19 protein-coding genes are annotated in these 20544 nt (G+C 71.8%); 11 read left to right on the top strand and 8 right to left on the bottom strand.

Annotation, left to right across the window (positions count from 1 at the left end):
- Positions 1-62 precede the first annotated feature (62 nt).
- Positions 63-839: a type I methionyl aminopeptidase gene (gene map, locus AB0N90_RS26605; protein WP_365200750.1), complete on the top strand. Its 777-nt coding sequence runs from the start codon at positions 63-65 to the stop codon at positions 837-839.
- Between the two features lie 122 nt (positions 840-961).
- Positions 962-3517, top strand: coding sequence for an ATP-dependent Clp protease ATP-binding subunit (locus AB0N90_RS26600; RefSeq protein WP_365200747.1), 2556 nt, complete (start codon positions 962-964; stop codon positions 3515-3517).
- Between the two features lie 86 nt (positions 3518-3603).
- Here the strand turns inward: AB0N90_RS26600 and ggt are convergent, their stop codons facing one another.
- Complete coding sequence (ggt, locus tag AB0N90_RS26595) at positions 3604-5412, bottom strand: gamma-glutamyltransferase (protein ID WP_365200744.1); 1809 nt, start codon at positions 5410-5412, stop codon at positions 3604-3606.
- A gap of 142 nt (positions 5413-5554) precedes the next feature.
- Between ggt and AB0N90_RS26590 the strand changes: the two genes are divergently transcribed.
- On the top strand, positions 5555-6307 hold the full coding sequence (locus AB0N90_RS26590; protein ID WP_365200741.1) for a hypothetical protein: 753 nt from the start codon (positions 5555-5557) through the stop codon (positions 6305-6307).
- Between the two features lie 622 nt (positions 6308-6929).
- On the opposite strand, the gene AB0N90_RS26585 is transcribed toward AB0N90_RS26590, so the two are convergent.
- From AB0N90_RS26585 to AB0N90_RS26565, 5 genes are all read right to left on the bottom strand, one after another.
- Positions 6930-7343 (bottom strand): DUF6278 family protein, encoded by a 414-nt coding sequence (locus tag AB0N90_RS26585; protein WP_361680969.1) that lies wholly within the window; start codon positions 7341-7343, stop codon positions 6930-6932.
- A gap of 15 nt (positions 7344-7358) precedes the next feature.
- Positions 7359-8138, bottom strand: a complete 780-nt coding sequence (locus tag AB0N90_RS26580; protein ID WP_365200738.1) for an exodeoxyribonuclease III — start codon at positions 8136-8138, stop codon at positions 7359-7361.
- A gap of 46 nt (positions 8139-8184) precedes the next feature.
- The gene (locus tag AB0N90_RS26575) at positions 8185-8820 is read right to left on the bottom strand and encodes an MBL fold metallo-hydrolase (protein WP_128792414.1); all 636 of its coding nucleotides are present in this window, start codon (positions 8818-8820) and stop codon (positions 8185-8187) included.
- A 569-nt stretch (positions 8821-9389) separates the two neighbouring features.
- Entirely contained in the window at positions 9390-10685 is a 1296-nt protein-coding gene (locus AB0N90_RS26570; protein WP_365200735.1) for an alpha/beta fold hydrolase, read from the bottom strand.
- 160 nt (positions 10686-10845) lie between these two features.
- On the bottom strand, positions 10846-11922 hold the full coding sequence (locus tag AB0N90_RS26565; RefSeq protein ID WP_365200733.1) for a hypothetical protein: 1077 nt from the start codon (positions 11920-11922) through the stop codon (positions 10846-10848).
- Positions 11923-12506: 584 nt separating this feature from the next.
- Between AB0N90_RS26565 and AB0N90_RS26560 the strand changes: the two genes are divergently transcribed.
- Together AB0N90_RS26560 and AB0N90_RS26555 are read left to right on the top strand one after the other, a co-directional pair.
- The gene (locus AB0N90_RS26560) at positions 12507-12758 is read left to right on the top strand and encodes a hypothetical protein (protein WP_361680918.1); all 252 of its coding nucleotides are present in this window, start codon (positions 12507-12509) and stop codon (positions 12756-12758) included.
- A gap of 72 nt (positions 12759-12830) precedes the next feature.
- Entirely contained in the window at positions 12831-13718 is an 888-nt protein-coding gene (locus tag AB0N90_RS26555) for a helix-turn-helix transcriptional regulator (protein ID WP_365200730.1), read from the top strand.
- A 203-nt stretch (positions 13719-13921) separates the two neighbouring features.
- Here the strand turns inward: AB0N90_RS26555 and dapF are convergent, their stop codons facing one another.
- Entirely contained in the window at positions 13922-14779 is an 858-nt protein-coding gene (dapF, locus tag AB0N90_RS26550; RefSeq protein ID WP_365200727.1) for a diaminopimelate epimerase, read from the bottom strand.
- Positions 14776-15042 (bottom strand): hypothetical protein, encoded by a 267-nt coding sequence (locus tag AB0N90_RS26545; protein WP_365200724.1) that lies wholly within the window; start codon positions 15040-15042, stop codon positions 14776-14778. Before AB0N90_RS26545 ends, dapF begins: the two co-directional genes overlap by 4 nt.
- A gap of 104 nt (positions 15043-15146) precedes the next feature.
- Between AB0N90_RS26545 and AB0N90_RS26540 the strand changes: the two genes are divergently transcribed.
- From AB0N90_RS26540 to AB0N90_RS26515, 6 genes are all read left to right on the top strand, one after another.
- A complete protein-coding gene (locus AB0N90_RS26540) occupies positions 15147-15905 on the top strand; it encodes a GntR family transcriptional regulator (protein ID WP_365200723.1) in 759 nt (252 codons plus the stop codon).
- A 70-nt stretch (positions 15906-15975) separates the two neighbouring features.
- On the top strand, positions 15976-16881 hold the full coding sequence (locus AB0N90_RS26535) for a hypothetical protein (protein ID WP_365200720.1): 906 nt from the start codon (positions 15976-15978) through the stop codon (positions 16879-16881).
- Between the two features lie 163 nt (positions 16882-17044).
- Positions 17045-18073, top strand: coding sequence for a dihydrouridine synthase (locus AB0N90_RS26530; RefSeq protein WP_365200717.1), 1029 nt, complete (start codon positions 17045-17047; stop codon positions 18071-18073).
- A gap of 87 nt (positions 18074-18160) precedes the next feature.
- Complete coding sequence (locus tag AB0N90_RS26525; RefSeq protein ID WP_365200871.1) at positions 18161-18568, top strand: GntR family transcriptional regulator; 408 nt, start codon at positions 18161-18163, stop codon at positions 18566-18568.
- On the top strand, positions 18565-19530 hold the full coding sequence (locus tag AB0N90_RS26520) for an ABC transporter ATP-binding protein (protein ID WP_365200714.1): 966 nt from the start codon (positions 18565-18567) through the stop codon (positions 19528-19530). The genes AB0N90_RS26525 and AB0N90_RS26520 overlap by 4 nt, the downstream gene beginning before the upstream one ends.
- Positions 19527-20522: an ABC transporter permease subunit gene (locus AB0N90_RS26515; protein ID WP_365200712.1), complete on the top strand. Its 996-nt coding sequence runs from the start codon at positions 19527-19529 to the stop codon at positions 20520-20522. The genes AB0N90_RS26520 and AB0N90_RS26515 overlap by 4 nt, the downstream gene beginning before the upstream one ends.
- Positions 20523-20544: the final 22 nt, after the last annotated feature.

Here is a 20544-nt window from a genome sequence, read left to right as displayed (position 1 = left end):
CCCCCATTCAAATACCACCCTCCCGGACACCCCCCAATACAAATACCGGTATAGTAATTGGCATGGTGGAACTGAAGACGGAAGCGTCCATCGACGCGATGTATGCCGCGGGCCAGGTCGTCGGGCAGGCCCTGAGTGCCGTACGCAAGGCCGCGGACGTGGGGGTCTCGCTGCTGGAGCTCGACGAGGTGGCACGGGAGGTGCTGCGGGCGGCGGGGGCCACCTCGCCCTTCCTCGGGTACCGCCCCTCCTTCGCCCCGACCCCCTTCCCCGCGGTGATCTGCGCCTCGGTCAACGACGCGATCGTGCACGGCATCCCCACCGGGTACCGGCTGCGCGACGGCGACCTGGTCTCCATCGACTGCGGGGCCCTGCTGGACGGCTGGGCCGGCGACTCGGCGATCAGCTTCGTGGTGGGCCGCGCCCGCCCCGAGGACGTACGGCTGGTCGACACCGCCGAGCTGGCGCTGGCGGCGGGCATCGCGGCGGCCGTGGCCGGCAACCGGATCGGCGACATCGCCCACGCCGTCGGCCGGGTCTGCCGGGCGGCGGGCTACGGCGTCCCGCAGGACTTCGGCGGCCATGGCATCGGCCGCCGTATGCACGAGGACCCCTCGGTCCCGAACGAGGGCCGCCCCGGCCGCGGCTTCCCGCTGCGCCCCGGTCTGGTCCTGGCGATCGAGCCGATGCTGATCGGCGGCGGCCGGGACGACTACCACGAGGCCCCCGACGGCTGGACCCTGCGCACGAGCGACGGCTCCCGCGCGGCGCACGCGGAGCACACGGTGGCCATCACGGAGCGGGGCCCCCGGATCCTGACGGCGCGCGTCCCCGCCTGAGGGGCGCCCGTTGCCCCGCTCGGGCGAACATGCCCACCCCCTCACTTCATGCCATCGTGGGCATGAGCAGCCCCACTCCGGGTTACCCGGCGGAGCCACCGTCAGCGAAGGAAAGCATCGCCATGACCAACGGCTACCCTCCTGACCCCTTCGGCGAATTCCTCGCCCGTTTCTTCAGCGGCGCCGCCGGAGGCAACAGCGCGCCCGGCCCGCGGCACATCGACATCGGCCGGCTGCTCAGCCAGCCGGCGCGGGAGCTGGTCAAAGGGGCGGCGCAGTACGCGGCCGAGCACGGCAGCCGGGACCTGGACACCCAGCATCTGCTGCGCGCGGCCGTCTCCGCCGAGCCCACGCGGAGCCTGCTGACGCGGGCCGGGGCCGATCCGGACTCGCTCGCCACCGAGATCGACGACCGGGCGGGCCCGGTGCAGCACCCGCCGGGCGAGGTGCCGCCGCCGACCTCGCTGTCCCTGACGCCCGCGGTGAAACGGGCCCTGCTGGACGCGCACGACATGGCCCGCTCCAGCGGCGCGGGCTACATCGGCCCCGAGCATGTGCTCAGCGCGCTGGCCTCGAACCCGGACTCGGCGGCGGGGCACATCCTGCACGCGGCCCGCTTCCCGGCGAGCGCGCTGCCGCCGGAGCCGGCGGAGGGCACCGGTCAGGTCCGGGTGGAGCGGCAGCGCTCCACCGGCACGCCCACGCTGGACAAGTACGGCCGTGATCTGACCGAGCTGGCCCGGGAGGGCCGGGTCGACCCGGTGATCGGCCGGGACACCGAGATCGAGCAGACCATCGAGGTGCTGTCCCGGCGCGGCAAGAACAACCCCGTGCTGATCGGCGACGCGGGCGTGGGCAAGACGGCCATCGTGGAGGGCCTCGCGCAGCGGATCGCCGACGGGGACGTGCCGGACCAGCTGGCCGGGCGGCGGGTGGTCGCCCTCGATCTGACCGGGGTGGTGGCGGGCACCCGCTACCGGGGCGACTTCGAGGAGCGCCTGAACAACATCGTGGAGGAGATCCGCGCCAACTCCGACCGGCTGATCGTGTTCATCGACGAGCTGCACACCGTCGTCGGCGCGGGCTCCGGCGGCGAGGGCGGCGCGCTGGACGCGGGCAACATCCTCAAGCCCGCGCTGGCCCGGGGCGAGCTGCACATCGTGGGCGCGACCACCCTGGAGGAGTTCCGCCGGATCGAGAAGGACGCGGCGCTGGCCCGCCGCTTCCAGCCGGTCCTGGTGCCCGAGCCGACCGTCCAGGACACCATCGAGATCCTGCGCGGGCTGCGCGACCGCTACGAGGCCCACCACCAGGTCCGCTACTCCGACGAGGCACTGGTCGCGGCCGTGGAGCTGTCCGACCGGTATCTCACCGACCGGCGGCTGCCGGACAAGGCGATCGACCTGATCGACCAGGCGGGCGCCCGGGTCCGGCTCGGCGCCCGTACCAAGGGCACGGACGTACGGGCGATGGAGCGCGAGGTGGACCAGCTGGTCCGGGACAAGGACCAGGCGGTCGCCGACGAGGACTACGAGCAGGCCAAGCAGCTGCGTGACCGGATCGCGGAGCTGAAGGGGAGCATCGCGGAGGCCAGCGGGGGCGAGCAGGCCGACGAGGGGCAGCTGGCGGTGACCGCGGAGTCCATCGCCGAGGTGGTCTCGCGGCAGACCGGCATCCCGGTCAGCCGGCTCACCGAGGAGGAGAAGGAACGGCTGCTCGGCCTTGAGGAGCATCTGCATCAGCGGGTCGTCGGCCAGGAGGAGGCCGTGGCGGTGGTCGCCGAGGCGGTGCTGCGCTCGCGCGCCGGGCTCGCCAGCCCCTCCCGGCCGATCGGCAGCTTCCTCTTCCTCGGCCCGACCGGGGTCGGCAAGACCGAGCTGGCCCGCGCGCTCGCCGAGGCGCTGTTCGGCAGCGAGGACCGCATGGTCCGCCTCGACATGAGCGAGTACCAGGAGCGGCACACCGTCTCCCGGCTGGTCGGCGCCCCGCCCGGCTACGTCGGCCATGAGGAGGCGGGGCAGCTCACCGAGGTGGTGCGCAGGCACCCGTACTCGCTGCTGCTGCTCGACGAGGTGGAGAAGGCGCACCCGGACGTCTTCAACATCCTGCTCCAGGTGCTGGACGACGGCCGGCTCACCGATTCCCAGGGCCGCACGGTCGACTTCACCAACACGGTCATCGTGATGACCAGCAACCTCGGCTCCGAGGCGATCACCCGGCGCGGCGCCGGGATCGGTTTCGGTCCTGGCGGCGCGGAGGCCGACGAGGAGGCGCGGCGGGAGCAGATCATGCGGCCGCTGCGCGAGCACTTCCGGCCCGAGTTCCTCAACCGCATCGACGAGATCGTGGTCTTCCGGCAGCTCACGAGCGAGCAACTGCGGCAGATCACCGACCTGTTGCTGGAGAGCACCCGGCGGCTGCTGGACGGGCAGGGCGTCGCGGTGGAGTTCACGGACGCGGCGGTCGACTGGATCGCCGAGCGCGGCTACCAACCGGAGTACGGCGCCCGGCCGTTGCGCCGCACCATCCAGCGCGAGGTGGACAACCGGCTGTCGCGGCTGCTGCTGAACGGCACGGTCTCCGAGGGCGGCCAAGTCACCGTGGACGTCAGGGACGGGCAGCTGGACTTCCGCACGCACGAGGCGCCAAAGACCGCGCAGGCCCCGCCCGCCGGATGAGACCCGTACGCGAAGGTGCCGACGTACGCGAAGGTGCCGGGGGCGAGCCGCCCCCGGCACCTTCGTGCGGGTCGTGCGTACTGCGGTTACCGGGCCGGGTCCACCACCATCGCCGAGCCGCCACCGCGTCGTACCTTCTCGGCCGCGGCCAGCCACTCGCCGTTCGGCAGCCGCTGCACCCCGGTCGCGGCGCCGATCTCCGGGTTGAGGGTGAAGTGGTGGCCGATGGCCTCCAGCTGCGCTCTCAACGGGCTGTTGTACAGGGCGGGTTCGAGTTCCGTCTGGGCCGCGTTGCGCTGGCTGGCGCGGGGCGCGGCGATGGCGTCGACCAGTGGCAGATGCCGGTCGAGGAACTCGGTCAGGGTCTGGAGCACGGTGGTGATGATGGTCGCGCCGCCGGGCGAACCCAGCGCCACCACGGGCCTGTTGTTGCCGTCGAGGACGATCGCCGGCGAGATCGAGGAGCGCGGCCGCTTGCCCGGACCGGGCAGGTTCGGGTCGGGCACGGACGGGCTCGCCGGGGTGAAGGAGAAGTCCGTGAGCTCGTTGTTGAGCAGGAATCCCCGGCCTGGCACGGTCATCGCGCTGCCGCCGGTCTGCTCGATGGTGAGGGTGTACGAGACGACGTCGCCCCACTTGTCGGCCACCGTGAGATGGGTGGTGTTCTGGCCCTCGTACGGCGTCGGCGCCGCCTTGCCGCCCTTGGCGCAGTCCTTCGGGTGGTACGGGTCGCCGGGGGCGAGCGGGCTGGTGAGGACCGCGTCGTCCTTGATCAGGCAGGCCCGCGAGTCGGCGAACTGCTGCGAGAGCAACTGGCGGGTGGGGACCTTCTCGTAGGCGGGGTCGCCGACCCAGCGGCCGCGGTCGGCGAAGGCGATCCGGCTGGCCTCGATGAAGTGGTGCAGATACTGCGCCTCGCTCATCTTCGACAGGTCGGAGCTCTCCAGGATGTTGAGCGCCTCGCCGACCGTGGTGCCGCCCGAGGAGGACGGGGCGATGGAGTAGACGTTCAGGCCGCGGTACGCCGTCCTGGTGGGCGCCTGGAGTTTGGCGCGGTAGACGGCGAGGTCCTTCTCGGCGAGCTTGCCGGGCCGTGCGTTCCAGCCGGAGGCCGGGTCCACGGGCGGGTGCTCGACGGTCCTGACGATGTCGTCGCCTATGTCGCCGCGATAGATCGCCCCCATGCCCTTCTTCGCCAATTCCTCGTAGGTCTTGGCGAGTTCGGGGTTCTTGAAGGTCGAGCCGACGGCGGGCAGCTTGCCGCCGGGCAGGAACAGCCGGGCGGTGTCCGGGAAGTAGCGGAACCGGGTCTCGTTGTCGGCGGTCTGCGAGCGGAAGGTGTCGTCCACGGTGAAGCCGTCGCGGGCGAGCTTCTCGGCCGGCTTCAGGACGCTGCCGAGCTTCTGGCTGCCCCACTGGTCGAGGGCGGTCTGCCAGGTGGCGGGGGTGCCCGGGGTGCCGACGCTGAGTCCGCTGCTGACGGCGTCGTTGAAGGAGAGCGGCTTGCCGTTCTCCACGAACAGGTCGGAGTCCGCGCTGCGCGGTGCCGTCTCGCGGCCGTCGATGGTGTGGACCGTGCGGGTCCGTGCGTCGTAGTAGACGAAGTAGCCGCCCCCGCCGACGCCGGACGAGTAGGGCTCGGTGACGCCGAGCGCGGCGGCGGTGGCGACGGCGGCGTCCACCGCGTTGCCGCCGCGCCTGAGGACCTCGATACCGGCGGCGGTGGCGTCCTTGTCGACGCTGGCGACGGCACCGCCGTAGCCCACGGCCACCGCTTGCTTGGCGGCCGGCTCGTTCGCCCTCGGGGCGGGCGGCGGTGCCGCGGCCCCCACCGTCACCACGGCGGCCGAGACCACCGTCAGAACCGCCAGTCTCCGCGTGCCTGGACGACCCATCCGTACCTCCCGTCGGGACAGTCAGCGCAGCGTAGCCAGATTGTCACTCTAACGACAGTAGGCCTCGTCCGCTCGCCACACGACCGTCACAGATCGAACACCGGTACGCCCAGGGCGCGCTGGCCCGCTACCATGCGCGGCCATGAACGACGACGTGCGCAACATCGTCCTGGGCCTGGTGGCGACCGCCATCTCGGCCTCCTTGGGCTGGCTGGCCCGCACCTGTCTGTGGCGCCGCAGACTCCGGCGCGAGCAGGCCTTCTTCGGGCTGCCGGAGCACGCCGAGGCACTGCTCGTCGTCAACCGGGACCCGGCCGCGACCGAGCCCGCGGTGCACCGCTACGACGTGTTCGCGCTGCTGGAGCTGTCCGCGCTCATCAAGGAGTGCGGGGCGCACGCCGAGGTGGCCACCCAGGACACGGTCCGCCAGGGCTTCGGCGAGCGCACCGAGTTCTGTGTGGGAGGGCCGGCCTCGAACCGCCGTACGGCCGCGCATCTGTCGGCGATGCTGCCCGGGGTGCGGATCACCACCGCGTCCGAACCGGTCGCCGAGCGGGCGAAGTTCCGCATCGGCGCGGAGCGGTACCCGATGGAGCGGGGCGTGGCGGAGTACGTGCTGCTGGCGCGGGTCACCACCGAGGGCCGGGCCCGTCCGGTGTTCCTGTTCTGCGGCCAGAGCGCGATCACCAATCAGGCCGCGACCCGCTATCTGGCCCGCCATCACGCGCGGTTGGCCCGCACGTACGGTGACGGCACATTCGTACTCCTGCTGAAGGTCCTCAACTCGCAGGCGTACGGGCCGGACGTGGTGGAGCTGGTGGCGGATGTGACCCGGGCGGCGCGCGGTCCGCTGCCGGAACCCGAGGCGGAGCCGGAGCCCGCGGCGTCCGCGTGAGGCGCGGTGGGGGCGGTGACGGCCCGTCGAGCGCAACTCGTCCGGCGCAGCTGACCTTCTCCTCGCCGGTGCGAGCAGTGATCTCCGGCTGCCGCCGGACGAGCCTGGCCCGTGTGAACTGCCGCCCCTCTCACGGTGCGGGGGCCATGGGGTCCCCACCCGGCGGCAGTGTCTCCGTCCCGGTGCGGCGGGGCTTGATCACCTCACCACGGGGCGGAACGCACCATCGTAGTCGAGACGTCGGGGGCCGGGGTTCCCGGCATGGAGATAGGGCCTGTCGACAGGCCCTGAGGCCCGCGGGCAGTCGCCGGGGCCGGATGCCGAACGCGTCCGCGGGCCCAGGTAACGGGTGGGCCGCGAAGGGGTGTGACGGACGGGGATTGACGGGGCGCCGGGTGAACCGGCCGGTGCGCGTTGCCTGGTACGCCTTCTTCCAGTCGCCGTTCCTCGGTTCGATCAACGGATCGACGGCCATACGCAGCCCTACTCCACTCTCCGCTGGGTGGTGGTTGCCGCAAACTATCCAGCCGGGCCCGGGAGTCGGAGGGCGACACGGCGTTTCCGGCATTAGCCGTATTTAAAGCCGTGTTGGGGAGGGTGCGGCCCCGGGGCCGGCCGGGGTTCAGACCTCGGCGATCTCCGCGTACAGCTGGGACAGCTCGGGAACGCCGGTCGCGGCCCACTGGCGGCCCGCGTCCACCACCTCCACCTCGCGGCCGGAGGCGAGGCGCAGGACGGGCTCTCCGCCGGCGCTGATCCGCCAGGCGGCGCCGGGCACGGTGCGCACCACGACGGTGCCCAGGTACAGCCCGGCGTCATGGCCGAGCCAGGGCAGCGTCTCGGTGTCGTCGCGCCAGTGCGGGACCATCTGGTCCAGGGCCTCAAGGGAGGCCGGGGTGTCGTCCAGGCGGACGCCGCCCCGGGCCGCCTGGGCACGCAGCAGATCGCACTCGGACAGCAGCGCGGCCACCGACTCGGGGTCGGCGGGCAGCGCGGGGTGCTTCTTGTGCCGTGGGCCCAGGAACGGAAGATTCATGGACCCAGCGTGGCATCACACGTCGAGGTCGACCACCACGGGCGCGTGATCGGAGGCGCCCTTGCCCTTGCGCTCCTCGCGGTCGACGTAGGCGTCCTTGACGGCCCCCGCGAAGGCCGCGTTGCCGTACACCAGGTCGATGCGCATGCCGCGGTTCTTGGGGAAGCAGAGCTGGCGGTAGTCCCAGTAGGTGAACGGGTGGTCGTACTTGAGCGGGCGCGGTACGACGTCGTCGAGGCCGGCCCCGCGCAGGGCGGTGAGGGCGGCGCGCTCGGCGGGGGTGACATGGGTGGCGCCCTCGAAGGCGGCACGGTCGTAGACGTCGTCGTCGGTCGGCGCCACGTTGTAATCACCGAGGACGGCGAAGGGGCGGCTGCCCTGGGCGTCGCCGAGGACGGCGGCGCGCAGGGCCTCGAACCACTGGAGCTTGTACGCGTAGTGCGGGTGGTCGACCTCGCGCCCGTTGGGCACGTACACCGACCACACGCGGACGGGGCCGCAGGTGGCGGAGATGGCGCGGGGCTCGGTCACGCCCTCGTACCCGGGGTCGCCGGGCAGTCCCTTGACGATGTCCGCCAGGCCGACGCGGGAGAGCACCGCCACGCCGTTCCACCGGCCGGTGGCGTGCACCGCGGCCTCGTAGCCCAGCTCGCGCAGCGGCTCGACCGGGAACTGCTCCTCGGCGACCTTGGCCTCCTGGAGGCAGAGCACGTCGGTGCCGCTGCTCTCCAGCCAGGCCAGCAGGCGCGGGAGGCGGGCGGTGATCGAGTTCACGTTCCAGGTCGCGATGCGCATGTCTCACAACCTACCTGGCGGGTACGACAACCCGGCCCGCCCCGCCTCACAGCCGGGCCGAGGCCCCCGGGGCGAGCCGCTGGTGGTCGGTGCCGCCGAGGGCGCCGATCTGGTGGTCGTAGATCGGCCGGGCCAGGTCGGTGAGCAGGGCGTCGTGGATGTCGTAGGCGCGCTGCGGGCGGACCTCGCGGACGTAGTCGATCACCTCGGCGATCTTGTTCCAGGGGGCCATGACCGGGAGCATCAGCGTCTCCACGGGCTGGTCGGGGACGGTGAGGGCGTCGCCGGGGTGGAAGATCTTCCCGCCGTCGAGGAGGTAGCCGACATTGGTGATGCGCGGGATGTCCGGGTGGATCACGGCGTGCAGCTCGCCGTGCACGCGTACGTCGAAGCCGGCGGCGGTGAAGGTGTCGCCGTGCCCGACGGTGTGCACGCGGCCCGGGAACGCCGCCGCGATCTTCTCCGCGACGGACCGCAGCGTCCAGATCCGGGCGGCCGGATTGTCCTCCATCGCCGCCCGCAGCCGGGACTCGTCGAAGTGGTCCGCGTGCTCGTGCGTCACGAGGATCGCGTCCGCCCCGAGCGCCGCGTCCTGCTCGCTGAACCCTCCGGGATCGATGACGAGCACCTGCCCGTCCTTCTCCACCCGGACACAGGCATGGGACTTCTTGGTGAGCTTCATGCCTCACCATCCTGCCGGAGGGGGCGGGGGGGACGCCCGGGGGGTGGGCGGACGCCCGGGGGAGCGGACGCCCGGGGGCGGGCGGACACCCGGGGGCGGGCGGACACCCGGGGGGTGGGGGGCCGCACGGGGGGTGGGGGGCCGCACGGGGGGTGGGGGGCCGCACGGGGGTAGGCGGACGCCCCGGGATGGGCTGACGCCCGGGAGGTGGGCCGACGCCGGGGGCGGACGCCCGGCGGGGGCCGACGGCCAGGGGTAGGCGGACGCCCGGAGGGGGTGGACGCCCGGGGGGGGGTGGACACCCGGGGGGGGCGCCCGGAGGGGGGTGGACGCCCCGGGATGGGCTGACGCCCGGGAGGGGGGCCGACGCCCGGGGGGCCGACGGCCAGGGATAGGCGGACGCCCGGGAGGGGGGGCCGACGCCCGGGAGGGGCCGACGGCCAAGAGGTGGGCCGACGGCCGGGGGGCGACGCCCGACGGGTGGGCCGACGCCCAGGGGCCGCTGGATGTTCGCGGGGCAGGGGCTCTCCCCGCCCCTGCCCCGCCCCGCGGACCGTCGGTTTCGCGGCTCACTCCGCGGGGGTCGTCTCCTCCTGGATGATCTGCTGGGCCACCTTGAAGGCGCTGGTGGCGGCGGGGAGGCCGCAGTACAGGGAGGTGTGCAGGAGGATCTCGCGGATCTCGTCGGGGGTGAGGCCGTTGCGCAGGGCGGCGCGGGTGTGGGAGGCGAGTTCGTCCAGGTGGCCGCCCGCGATCAGCGCGGTGAGCGTGATGCAGCTGCGGGTACGGCGGTCCAGGCCCGGCCGGTCCCAGATCTCGCCCCAGGCGTAGCGTGTGACGAACTCCTGGAAGTCCCCGGAGAACCGGTCCGCCCCGGCCAGCTCCTGGTCGACGCGCGCGTCGCCGAGCACCTCGCGGCGGATCTTCAGCCCGGTCTCGTACCGGTCGGCCCGGTCCGCAGGCGGCGCGGCGGCGGCGGGCGGGGCGATCTCCGCGACCGGGACCACGGCCTGCGGCGGCACCGTCGGCAGCGGCGCCGTGACCTGCGCCCCCGGCAGGGCGAGCTGCCCCGTGTCGTACGGCTGCTGCCAGGCCGTGGAGAAGTGGTGGACCAGCAGATCGGTGACGGCGGCCGGCTGCTCGACCGGGACCAGGTGGGAGGCGCCGGGCACGACCGCGAGCCGCGCGTCCGGGATGCCCGCGACCAGGGTGCGGGCCTCGGCCGGGCCGGTGACCTGGTCCTCGGAGCCGACCAGGACCAGCGTCGGCGCCACGACACGGCCCAGCTCGGCCCGCACGTCGAACGCGGCGAGGGCCTCGCAGGAGGCGATGTAGCAGCCGGGGTCCGTGGTGCGCACCATCTGCACCGCCCACTCGGTGATCGCGGGCTGCGCGGCCGAGAACCCGTTGGTGAACCAGCGGTCCGGCGAGGTACGGGCGATGGGGTCCAGGCCGTTGGTGCGTACGATCACGCCGCGCTGGCGGAACTCGTCGGCCGTCCCGAACCGTGGCGAGGCCGCGACCAGCGCGAGCGAGGCCAGCCGCTCGGGGTGCCGCAGGGCCAGCTCGATCCCGATCGCGCCGCCCAGCGCACAGCCCGCGTACCCGAAACGCTGCACACCGAGCGAGTCCAGGGTCGCGAGCAGCCGGGCGCTCAACTCCCCCACGGACCCGGCCGGATGCGCGGGCGCCCCGCCGTGCCCAGGCAGGTCGAACCGGAAGATCCGCCACTGCTTGGCCAGCTCCGGGATCTGCCGGTCCCACATGTGCCAGGTGGTGCCCAGTGAGGGAGCCAGAATCAGTACGGGGGCCTCTTCCGGCCCGTCGAGGCGGTATTGCAGGGTGTTCGGTGGTGTCTCGCTCACGCCCAAGACCCTCTCACGCATCACGAGATCTCACGGTGCCGGGGGAACCCTGTCGTTCGAAATCGCCTCGCAGGCGGCCGGTGACCATGGAGAGTGGCGAGACGCCGGGTCGAATGACGTCGGCGTGATCGTACGCGCGCCGTATGTCCTGGGCTGGTGCCTATGAGCGCGTGGCCGTCGCGCAGTTGCCGGCCGTCGGACGCACGCCGCCGCTCTTGTCGACCGGCTCGCTGCGGTCGTAGGGGTCGAGGCGGTGGGCGCGGTCGGTGTGCTGGGTGGTGCCGAAGGGCGGGACGAAGTAGCCGGTGGGGGCGGAGCAGCCGCCGTTGGTCATGTCGAGCGCGTAGGAGAGGAGCGACATCGTGCCCGGCTCGGTGACGACCTTGGACGGGTCGTCCCAGCTCATCACCACCTCGCGGCGCACGATCGTCCGCAGGACCTCGCCGCCGCCCTTGGCCGGGGTGACCGGGTAGACGAAGGTGACGTCCGCCGTCACCTCGACCGCGCCCCGCTTCCCCTCCCGGTACGAGAGCCGGCCGCGCGTCTTGACGACGTCACCGACCAGCCGGGCCTGGTCCGGCCGGAAGCGGCTGAACAGCAGGAGCGGGTCCGTCTCGGGGGTGGGGGTCTTCGCCGACAGCGCGGCACGGAGATACCGCTGCACGTCCTCCTGGCGCGGGTTCAGCACGGCGATCGCCTTCGCGGGCCGTTCCCCGCGCAGCACACGGGTGTCCAGTCCCGCGGCCACCAGGAACTCCTTGCTCCGCGCCAGCGCCCGCGCGACCTGGGCCTTGTCCATCCAGCCGGTCGCCCGGGCCGCCGGTACCGTGATCCCGGCCGCTCCGTCGGCCCAGCGAGCGGCGGGCGAGCCGCGGAACGGCTCGGTGAGCGTGGGCCGCAGATCCGGTTCGGCGCCGGGCGCCGTCCGCGGCCGCTCCGACTCGGCGGCCAGCGGTGTCGCGTCCGGCCCGCCCCCGCCGAACCAGCCGACGATCCGCTGCGGGAACAGGGCGACTCCCAGTAGGGCGACGACCGCCAGGAGCCCGGTCACGTACCGGCCGACCCGGCGCCGGCCCCCCGGCCGCCGCGGGCTCTGCCGCGCCTGCCGCGCCAACGACCGGGCACGCGCGGAGGGTTCGACCGGAGCTCCGGCCGCGCCCTCCACCGACTCCCGCAGAAACCGCTCCCACTCCTCGTCGGACACCGACGACCCGTCCTGCCCCCCGGCCTTGCCCACACCGCACTCCGTTCGTCGCCCGCTTCCTCGACACCCCGGCCGTACCGGGCCGATCGAGATCGCTCACATGTTCGCATGAGCGGACGGCCGGGAAGGGCCCGAGCGCACGCCGGGAAACCCCTCCGCCACCACTTGTCCCGCCGCATGAAGGGCAGACCGTCCCGGACGAAGTCGCAGGTCCCGGCGAAGGCGGCGTCGAGCTCGTCGGATGTGCACGAAGCGGCAGGAGGGGGCGACGTACACCACGACCTCGCCGAGGCCTGTGGGGCGAAAGCGGGTGGCCGGTGCGGGTATCGCCGCCGATGCCCGGATTCCGATCGCTGTGCGGCCGACCGGACACAACGTATCGGCCGTCGACCGTGTGCGCTCCCTCCTGATCGTCAGGCCGGAGTCCACATCGGCGGTTCGATCACGCGGCTGAAACGGACTCCTCGCCTCGCCTACGAGCGCAGCACTGCAAGTATCTGCAAACCCTCCGGAATCTACTGAGTGCCTACCGCAAGTCCACGCAAGTACCCGGCGTCACGGTGCGCAATCGTTCACCCTCGAAGGGTCAAGACGCCCCTGGCCACATGGAGGTATCTGTGGCACTGCACTTGCTGTGCAAGGACCCGGAAAGCCCGAACAATGGCAGTCCAACGCTCTATTACGACGACGAGACGGACAGCTACCTGCTGCAGTCGTGGAAGGTGGACGACCCCGGCCGCCTGTCGTCCATCCTCGTGCCCGACCACGAGACCGTCGTCGAGTTCCCTGCCCGGCTGCTGTCCCTCTTCCCGAGACATGAAGCCATGCCGCACAAAACCGCAAAGAAGACGGAGAACATAACCGATTGACCACGGAGCTCCGGGCCAGTTGGGCATTCATGCCGTTAGATGCCGTGAGCCGGAAGGCTGCACACTGTGCGCATGCCTACCTCTTCGAGCATCCGGGAAGCCCGACTCGCCCTGGGGCAGCAGCTACGCGCCCTACGACAGCAACACGGCCTGACGGCCCGTGAGCTGGCGCGCCGGTGCGGCTGGCACGAATCCAAGTGCAGCCGTATCGAGAACGGTCACAAGGCCGCGTCGCCGAAGGACATCGAGGTCTGGGCACGGGCCTGCGGAGATGGTTCCGCGGCAGCGGAACTCATCGGCATCGCCCGGGGCATCGACGGCATGTACGTCGAGTGGCGGGCCATGGAGAAGGCAGGGCTCAAGCGCGCTCAGGAGAGAGTTCTTCCCCTGTGGGACCAGACACGCAGATTCAGGGCGTACGCCCAGAACCTGATCCCTGGTCCGCTGCAGACACGTGCCTACACCAAAGCGGTCCTGGCCGGCATCCGGGAGCGCCGCGGCCTTCCTGACGATGTGGAAGCCGCGGTCGTCACCCGCATGGAAAAGCAGAAAGTGCTGACCGAGAGGGGCAAAGAGTTCGACGTGGTCCTTGAGGAGTCCGTGCTCTACCGGCGGATGGGACCGCAAGAGGTCATGATCGAGCAGCTCAGCAGGCTCCTGGAAGTAAGCGTGCTGGCCTCCGTCAGCCTCGGGATCATTCCCCTGAGCGCCGACCGCAGTCTGATGCCGCCGGTCGAGGACTTCTGGGTATTCGATGACCGCCAGGTCAACGTCGAGCTCGTGTCGGCGTTCCTGACCGTCAAACAGACGGGTGAGGTCAAGCGATACCTGGACGATTTCACGCGACTCCGTCAGCTCGCCCACAGCGGCGGCCCGGCTCTCACCCTGATCGCCGCCGCGATCAACACCTACGCCCGCTCCCCGAATCCCTCGGGAAGGGCGGACCCGACCAGTGAATGACCGAAGGGAGAGACAGGGTTGTACCCTCGATGGTCCAGCCGGCGCACCGCCCGGCTCACCGCCTTGGACAAGCCCGAACGGTTCTACAGCAGAGAACGCCCCACGTTCACCGTGATCGCCGCCATGGCCCTTGCGGCCCTGTGCACCGTGGGTCTGGCCGTGACCGGCACCTTCACCGCCGGTGACAGTCCAGGGGCAACCTCCTACAGGGACACGGTGCCTTGAGCGACGATGACCGCGGGGCCCGTCAACCGCATGGCACCGTCGGCGAGAACGGATACGCGGAGCCTGCCACCGGGCATGTCGACCGTGTAACTGCCGGTCGCGGGGCCGGCCGGCAGAGCGGCCACAGCGGCGCAGGCGCCGGTACCGCATGCACGGGTTTCACCGACGCCCCGTTCATGAACGCGTAGGGCGAGGTCGAACGGTGTACGGCAGACGACGAACTCGACGGTGACACCCTCCGGGTAGGCGTCCGCCGGGGTGACGACGGGTGGCGAAGCAAGATCACCCGGGTCGGCGAGGTCGTCGACGAAGACGACGGCATGCGGATTGCCCATGTCGACATGCAGGGCGGGCCAGGCGTCGGCGCCCACGGTGACGACGACGTCCGCGCGGCCGGACAGCCGGGGGCTTCCCATGTCGACGGTGACAGGCCCGTCGGGACCGGCTTCGCCGTGGGGGACATGGACGGTACGTGGGCCCGCCCGGGTGGCGAGCGTGAGCGCACCGGGCGGGCAGTGTCCGGCATGGACGAGGTAGCGAGCCAGGACCCGGATGCCGTTGCCGCACATCTGCCCGGGGGAACCGTCGGCATTGCGGTAGTCCATGAACCACTCGGCTTCCGCGGCCAGGCCGGCGGCTTCGGGCGTGGCGTCGCAGCGCACGGCGCGCAGGAGGCCGTCGGCACCGATGCCGGTGCGACGGTCGCACAGCCCCGCGACCTCGGTGGCGGACAGCCGAAGCCGGCCATCGGGGTCGGGCAGCACGAGGAAGTCATTGCCGGCGCCGTGTCCCTTGACGAAGGGATACGTGGCCGTGCCGACGGCGGTGGCGCTCATGAGGGCTTGCCTCCTTCCGCCGTGAAGCTCAGCCAGGCGATTTGGCCGGTGGCGGTGTCGGTGAGCCCGAAAGCGGTGCCCGTCTCCAGGACGGCGAGGAGCTGATCCCACCGTTCGAGCAGGTTCTCGGTGACGTCGGTCTCGATACGGACCGCACCTGGTTCGCGGACGAGGCGGGGCTGGGTGCCGGTGAGGGCGGTGAGCCGGGCGATGGCGTCGTCGATCGCGGCCTTTGGGCAGGGGTGGTCCACGGTGGCTCGCAATCGAATCGACCTGAGATCACACAGAGTACTTCTAGTTAACTAGATTTCAGCTCGTGAACTAGATTGTCAACACGTACCGGTCGGCAATGTGCCCGAGGAGATCGATGGCTGACTCCAACTCAGCAGGCGCGCCTTACTTGCGGGTTGCGGAGGGCCTTCGGTCGCGCATCGCCAACTCCTGCTGGGATCCGGGCGACCGACTTCCCTCACGGGGCAAACTCGGTGCGGAATTCGGGGTCGGGGAGAACGTCATCCGCCGCGCGCAGGAATTGCTGATCGCCGAGGGTCTTCTGGAGGGCCGGGCGGGCTCGGGTACCTACGTCCGGGCGCCTTTTCCGCGGTACATTCTCCGTCGTATCCCGGCCGTATCGGATCAGACGGGTATCGCCCCGTCCGGGTTCACCGGCACATGGGAGGCGGATTCCATCGCCAAGGTCCCCGCGCCCTCGGACGTCGCCGACCGGCTGAACATCCGAACCGGCGATCCTTGCGTACGCACCTTCTACGAGTTCCTCGCCGACCGGCAGCCGGTGATGCTGGCGACCAGCTGGGAGCCGATGGCGATCACCGGTGGCACCGTGGTGGTACTGCCCGAGGGCGGTCCACTGGCCGGCGCCGGAGTGATCGCCCGTATGGCACACCTGGGAATCATGGTCGTACGAGCCGTCGAGCGGCCCTGCCCCGTACAGGCCGACCGTGACCAGGCGCATCTGCTGGGCATCTCGGCCGGGGCACAGGCCACGCTGATCGAGCGCACCCACTTCGCCACGGACGGCCGCGCGGTGGAAACCGCGGACTTCATCGTTCCGGCGAGTCGCTGGGACATCGAGTACGACATCACCCTGCCCTCGCCACTCATCTGACAGCACCTGGCCACAGGTCTGCCGGGAACATTCCTGTGCGGCCTTCCGGCCACCGAAGGGGGAAGACTTCATGCCGGAGCAGCAGCGCGACCCGTTGACGCGGGTCACCGATGCGCTCGGCTCACCCGTACTGGGCGCGGTGATCGGCATCGCCGGGCTCGTCACGCCGGTGATCGGCTGGGCCGTCGAGCGGGTCGACCTCAAAGTGCTCGTCGTGGTCCAGGGCGCCCTCATCGTGATCCTGGCCATCGGTCATCTGTGGACGCACCGGGCGTATATCCGACTGCGCCGAACGAACAACCTCAAGTCCATCGACGACGCCCGGTATTACGACCTCGTCCGCACCCATCTCGAACGTGAACTCGTCTCCGACTACGGCGAGATCGCCGACGGCCATCTCCGCGTCTACGCCTCCGAGGTCCCCCGGCTGTCGGCACTGCTGATCGACACTCTCACCGACGCGGCCTCCGATCCCCCACGCGTCCTCGCCGCGGACCTGACCACCAACCCCCAACTGCTCAACCAGCGCCGCGAATACCTCGCCGCCAACCGCCGCTTCCTTGAGGGCCACGGCACCATCAACCGGCTCTTCATCGTCTACCGCGACGACCTGCTCAAGGAGGAGTTCGCCCGGGCCCTGCTGGAACTCATCGGCCGCCACCGCGACATCGGGGTCGTCTGCGGCCTCGCCGTACGCGACCGGCTGCGCGCCGACGAAGCCGTCGACTACGTCGTCTTCGCCGCCGCCGCCGTCCTGGTCGAGGAGGAACAGGGAGACGCCGACTACACCCGCGGCCGCAGTTCGGTGTACTTCAAGGGGGTCGATCGCTGGCGTCTCCGTTTCGAAGGCGTCTGGGGCAACGGCACCGATTCCGCTCCACGTGCCCTGCGGACCTATGAAGCCGTCGCGCACTCCATGCTCGACGCCGGCGCCTGGGACGAGCAGCGGGTCAGCGCGACCGTCGACGCCCTGTAGAGCGAATCGATCGCCTGCCGCACGCGGCCTCCGTCCCTCGGGGCGGAGGCCGTTTCATTTGCCCGTTCACTTGCCCGTTCACCAAACTAGTTCACTAGATGTACTGTGCGTGACGACCTCGCGGGTGATCCACCCGCCCCCGTTCGTCCGCATCAGGAACATCATGTCGATCGCCTTAGCGCTCATCGTCGTCGGCGTCGCCCTGCGCCAGATCGACCGCCTGCACTTCGCGCGTCAGCGGCCTCGCTCCACCGGAGCCCGGGAGCTCATAGCCCTCCAGCGCCTGCGCGCCAACGACCTCACGCCGTCCCTGCTGCTGACAGGGCAGTGGGTGCAGATCACCGGATGGTGGATGCTCGCCGCGCACGGCCCGCTCCTCGCCACCGTGGCGGCGGTCGCGGTCGCGGTCCACTTCCGGCACCTCCAGGAGATCAGCCATTTCGCCGTCCACGGCGTCCTGGCGCGCACCAGCCGCGCCAACCACCTGCTCGGCGAGGCATTCGTCCATCACCCCCTCGCGCTCGGCCCTCTCCTGGCGCGCCGGCGTCGGCACGTCCGCGACCACCATCCCAACGCCACCCTGGCGGGCGACCCCAATCTCGCCGAACTCCGCCAGGCGGGCCTGCACCCCGGTATCACCGGCCCCAGGTACGCGGCCGCTCTGATTCATCCGCTCACGCCACGCGGCATCCGTATCACCGCCGCCGGCCTCGCCGCGCACCTCCGGGGGCCCGGGGCCTGGCACCGCGTCTGCGCCCCGGCCGTCGTCGCCGCGGCCGCGTACCTGGCCGGCGGGTGGACCGCCCTGGTGTGCGGGGTCATGCTGCCGCGGCTGCTGCTCTATCCGCAGCTCGCCTGGATGTCCCTGCTGGTGGAACACACCTGGTTCGATCCCGAGCACCGCACCGGCACCCCCGCTCAGATCGAGGCAGGACGCTGTCTGCGTCTCTACCCGCGCAGCCGAGTCCTCACCGCCCTCGCCGCCGTCACCTGGCTCCCTTACGGCGACCTCCACCACTACGCGCACTCCGCCCACCCCTCGACACGGTGGAACTACCTCCCGGCGCTCGAAAACCACCTCCCTCCCCCGCACTTCAGCCCTGACGGACTCCTGCTCGGCACCACCACCGTCGCCCGCCGCCACCACCGCGCGCTCGCCCCGGCACCGGCGGAGCTGCCGACGACAGCCTGACCCGGCACGACAGGAGTCCCGAGAGCGACGGTTTGACACCACCTTAGGCGGTGACTACTTTCCCTAATCAATTAGGGAAAGGGTTATCTGATGAAGTACCAGCTGCGCAGATCCAGCGGCACCCCCGCCTATCAGCAGATCGTCGAGCAGACCGAACAGGCCCTGCGGCTGGGGATTCTGAAGCCCGGCGACAAGCTGCCCACCGCCCGTGAGGTGGTGGAGAGCGCCGTGGTCAACGGCAACACCGTGCTGCGGGCGTATCAGGAGCTGCAGCGGCGGGGCCTGGTGGAGTCCAGGACGGGTCTGGGCACGTTCGTGGTGGGCACGCTCGGCAGTGCCGACCGGGTCGACGGCTCCGGGCTGCGGCAGGAGCTGGAGCAGTGGATGAACCGCGCCCGGGAGCACGGCCTGGAGCGGGAGGACGTCATGGCCCTGGTCGTCTCCGTCGGCGACGCCTGTTTCGCGGAGCGGGCGCCCGAGGGGCTGGCACGGTGACGGCGCACGCTCCGGCGGCCGTCCAGGCGGAGGGGGTCGGGCTGCGCGCCGGGCGCGCAGGGCGGCGCCGGGACCTGCTCGCCGACTGCACCTTCCGGGTCCCGCGCGGCGCGGTGTGCGGGATCGTCGGCCCGAACGGCGCCGGCAAGAGCCTGCTGCTGTCGGCCGCGGCCGGGCTCGTCCGGCCGGACGCGGGCCGGCTCACCGTGCTCGGACAGCCCGCGGGCGCGGACGCGTTGCTCGCGGACGTCGCGTACGTCGACCAGCACCGCCCCCTGTACCCGCGGATGCGGGCCGCCGAGCTGCTGGCCATGGGCCGCGACCTCAACCCCCGCTGGGACCGTGAACGCGCCACGGAACTGCTGGAGTTGGGCCGGATTCCGCTCGACAGCAGGGCCGGGTCCCTCTCCGGCGGCCAGCGCTCCCTGCTGGCCCTCGCCCTCGCGCGCGGCAAGCGGCCCCGGCTGCTGCTGCTCGACGAGCCGCTGAGCGATCTCGACCCGCTGGTGCGCCGGGCCGCCCTCGGGCTGCTGCTCGGCGATGTCGCGGAGGGCGGCGGCACGGTCCTGCTCTCCTCCCATGTACTGGGCGATCTCGAAGAGGCCATCGACCATCTGCTGCTGATCGACGGCGGCCGGATCCGGCTGGCCGGCGAGCTGTCCGAACTGCTCACCGCGCACCGGCTGCTCGACCGGTTCGGCCTGCTGGAGTGCCAGGCGGGTCCGGCGCCGTGGCGGGTGCATCCGGTGGACCCGGTGGACGTCGAGCCGCGCCACCTCACGCTGGTCCGCGTGGACCAGGAGACGCACACCGGGGCGGCCGACGCCGAACTCCCCAGCCTGGAAGAGCTGGTGGTCTCCTATCTGCGCTCCCCCTCCGTGGCGGGCTGGCTGGCCCCCGGCATGCGACCGGGCCGGTACGGCGACGCGGACCAGAACGGCACCGGGACGGTGGCGGCATGACCGTGTCGTCGCCCCTGCGGGTCGTACCGGTCCGGCTGAACCGGCCGGCCCTGCACCCGAGGCCCGTGCGGTACCGGGCCCTGGTCCGGCTGAGCCTGCGGCGCCATCGCGGCACCCTCGCGGCCACGGCCGCGGCGACGGCGCTGCTGGCGGTGTGGGTGCTGCGCACGGCACAGGAGGTGGTGCGGGTCCGGGCCGAGCGCGCCGCGACCTCGTGCGCCGAACTCCCCTATCTCGACCGGTGCGACGCCACGGTCCGCGATGTCTCCGACGCGCTCCAGGCCGTCCAGCACGCGCAGTTCGCCCTGGTGGTCGTGCCCGCGCTGGTGGCGGCGCTGCTCGGCGCGCCGCTGCTCGCGCAGGAGTACGAGCGCCGTACGCACCGGCTCCTGTGGACGCAGTCGGTGCCCCGGCAGCGCTGGCTCACCGGTCAACTCCTCGTGCTGGGCGGCGCGTCCGTCGCGGCCGGCATCGTGGCCGCCGCGCTCGGCGGCCGTCTCCGGGCGGTCACCTCGCCGACGCTCACCCACGACTCCTCCGCGTTCTCGGCGCTGCCGTACAACTCCTTCGGACCCGTTCTCGCGACGGCGACCGTACTGGCCTTCGCGATCGGGGTGCTGGCCGGTGAGCTGACCCGGCGCACGGTCTTGGCCATGGTCTGCGCCCTCGCCGGGTACACGGGCGTGCTGTCCCTGCTGACCTGGCTGCGCCGCTTCCTTCAGCCGGCCCTCACCCGGTTCCCGCCGCACGGCTTCGACCTGGCCCCGGACGACTGGCTGCTGCGGGACGGTGTGGTCACCCCCGACGGCCGATGGCTGTCGTACGCGCAGTGCGGGCCCACCGGCTGCCCCGAGGGCTCACGGGTCTTCGACGTCTACCACAGCGCGAGCCAGCTGTGGCCGATGCAGTGGACCCAGGCGGCGCTGACGGTGCCGCTGATCGCCCTGACCCTCCTCACGGTGCACCGGTCCGTCCGCCGCCGCCTGCCGTGATCCGGCGGCCGCCCTCCCCGCG

Origin of the sequence: Streptomyces sp. NPDC093018 (genome assembly GCF_040684035.1) — a bacterium.
GTDB lineage: Bacteria > Actinomycetota > Actinomycetes > Streptomycetales > Streptomycetaceae > Streptomyces > Streptomyces murinus.
Note: the sequence above shows the minus strand (reverse complement) of the source record. Positions and strands in the feature narration are given on the sequence as shown.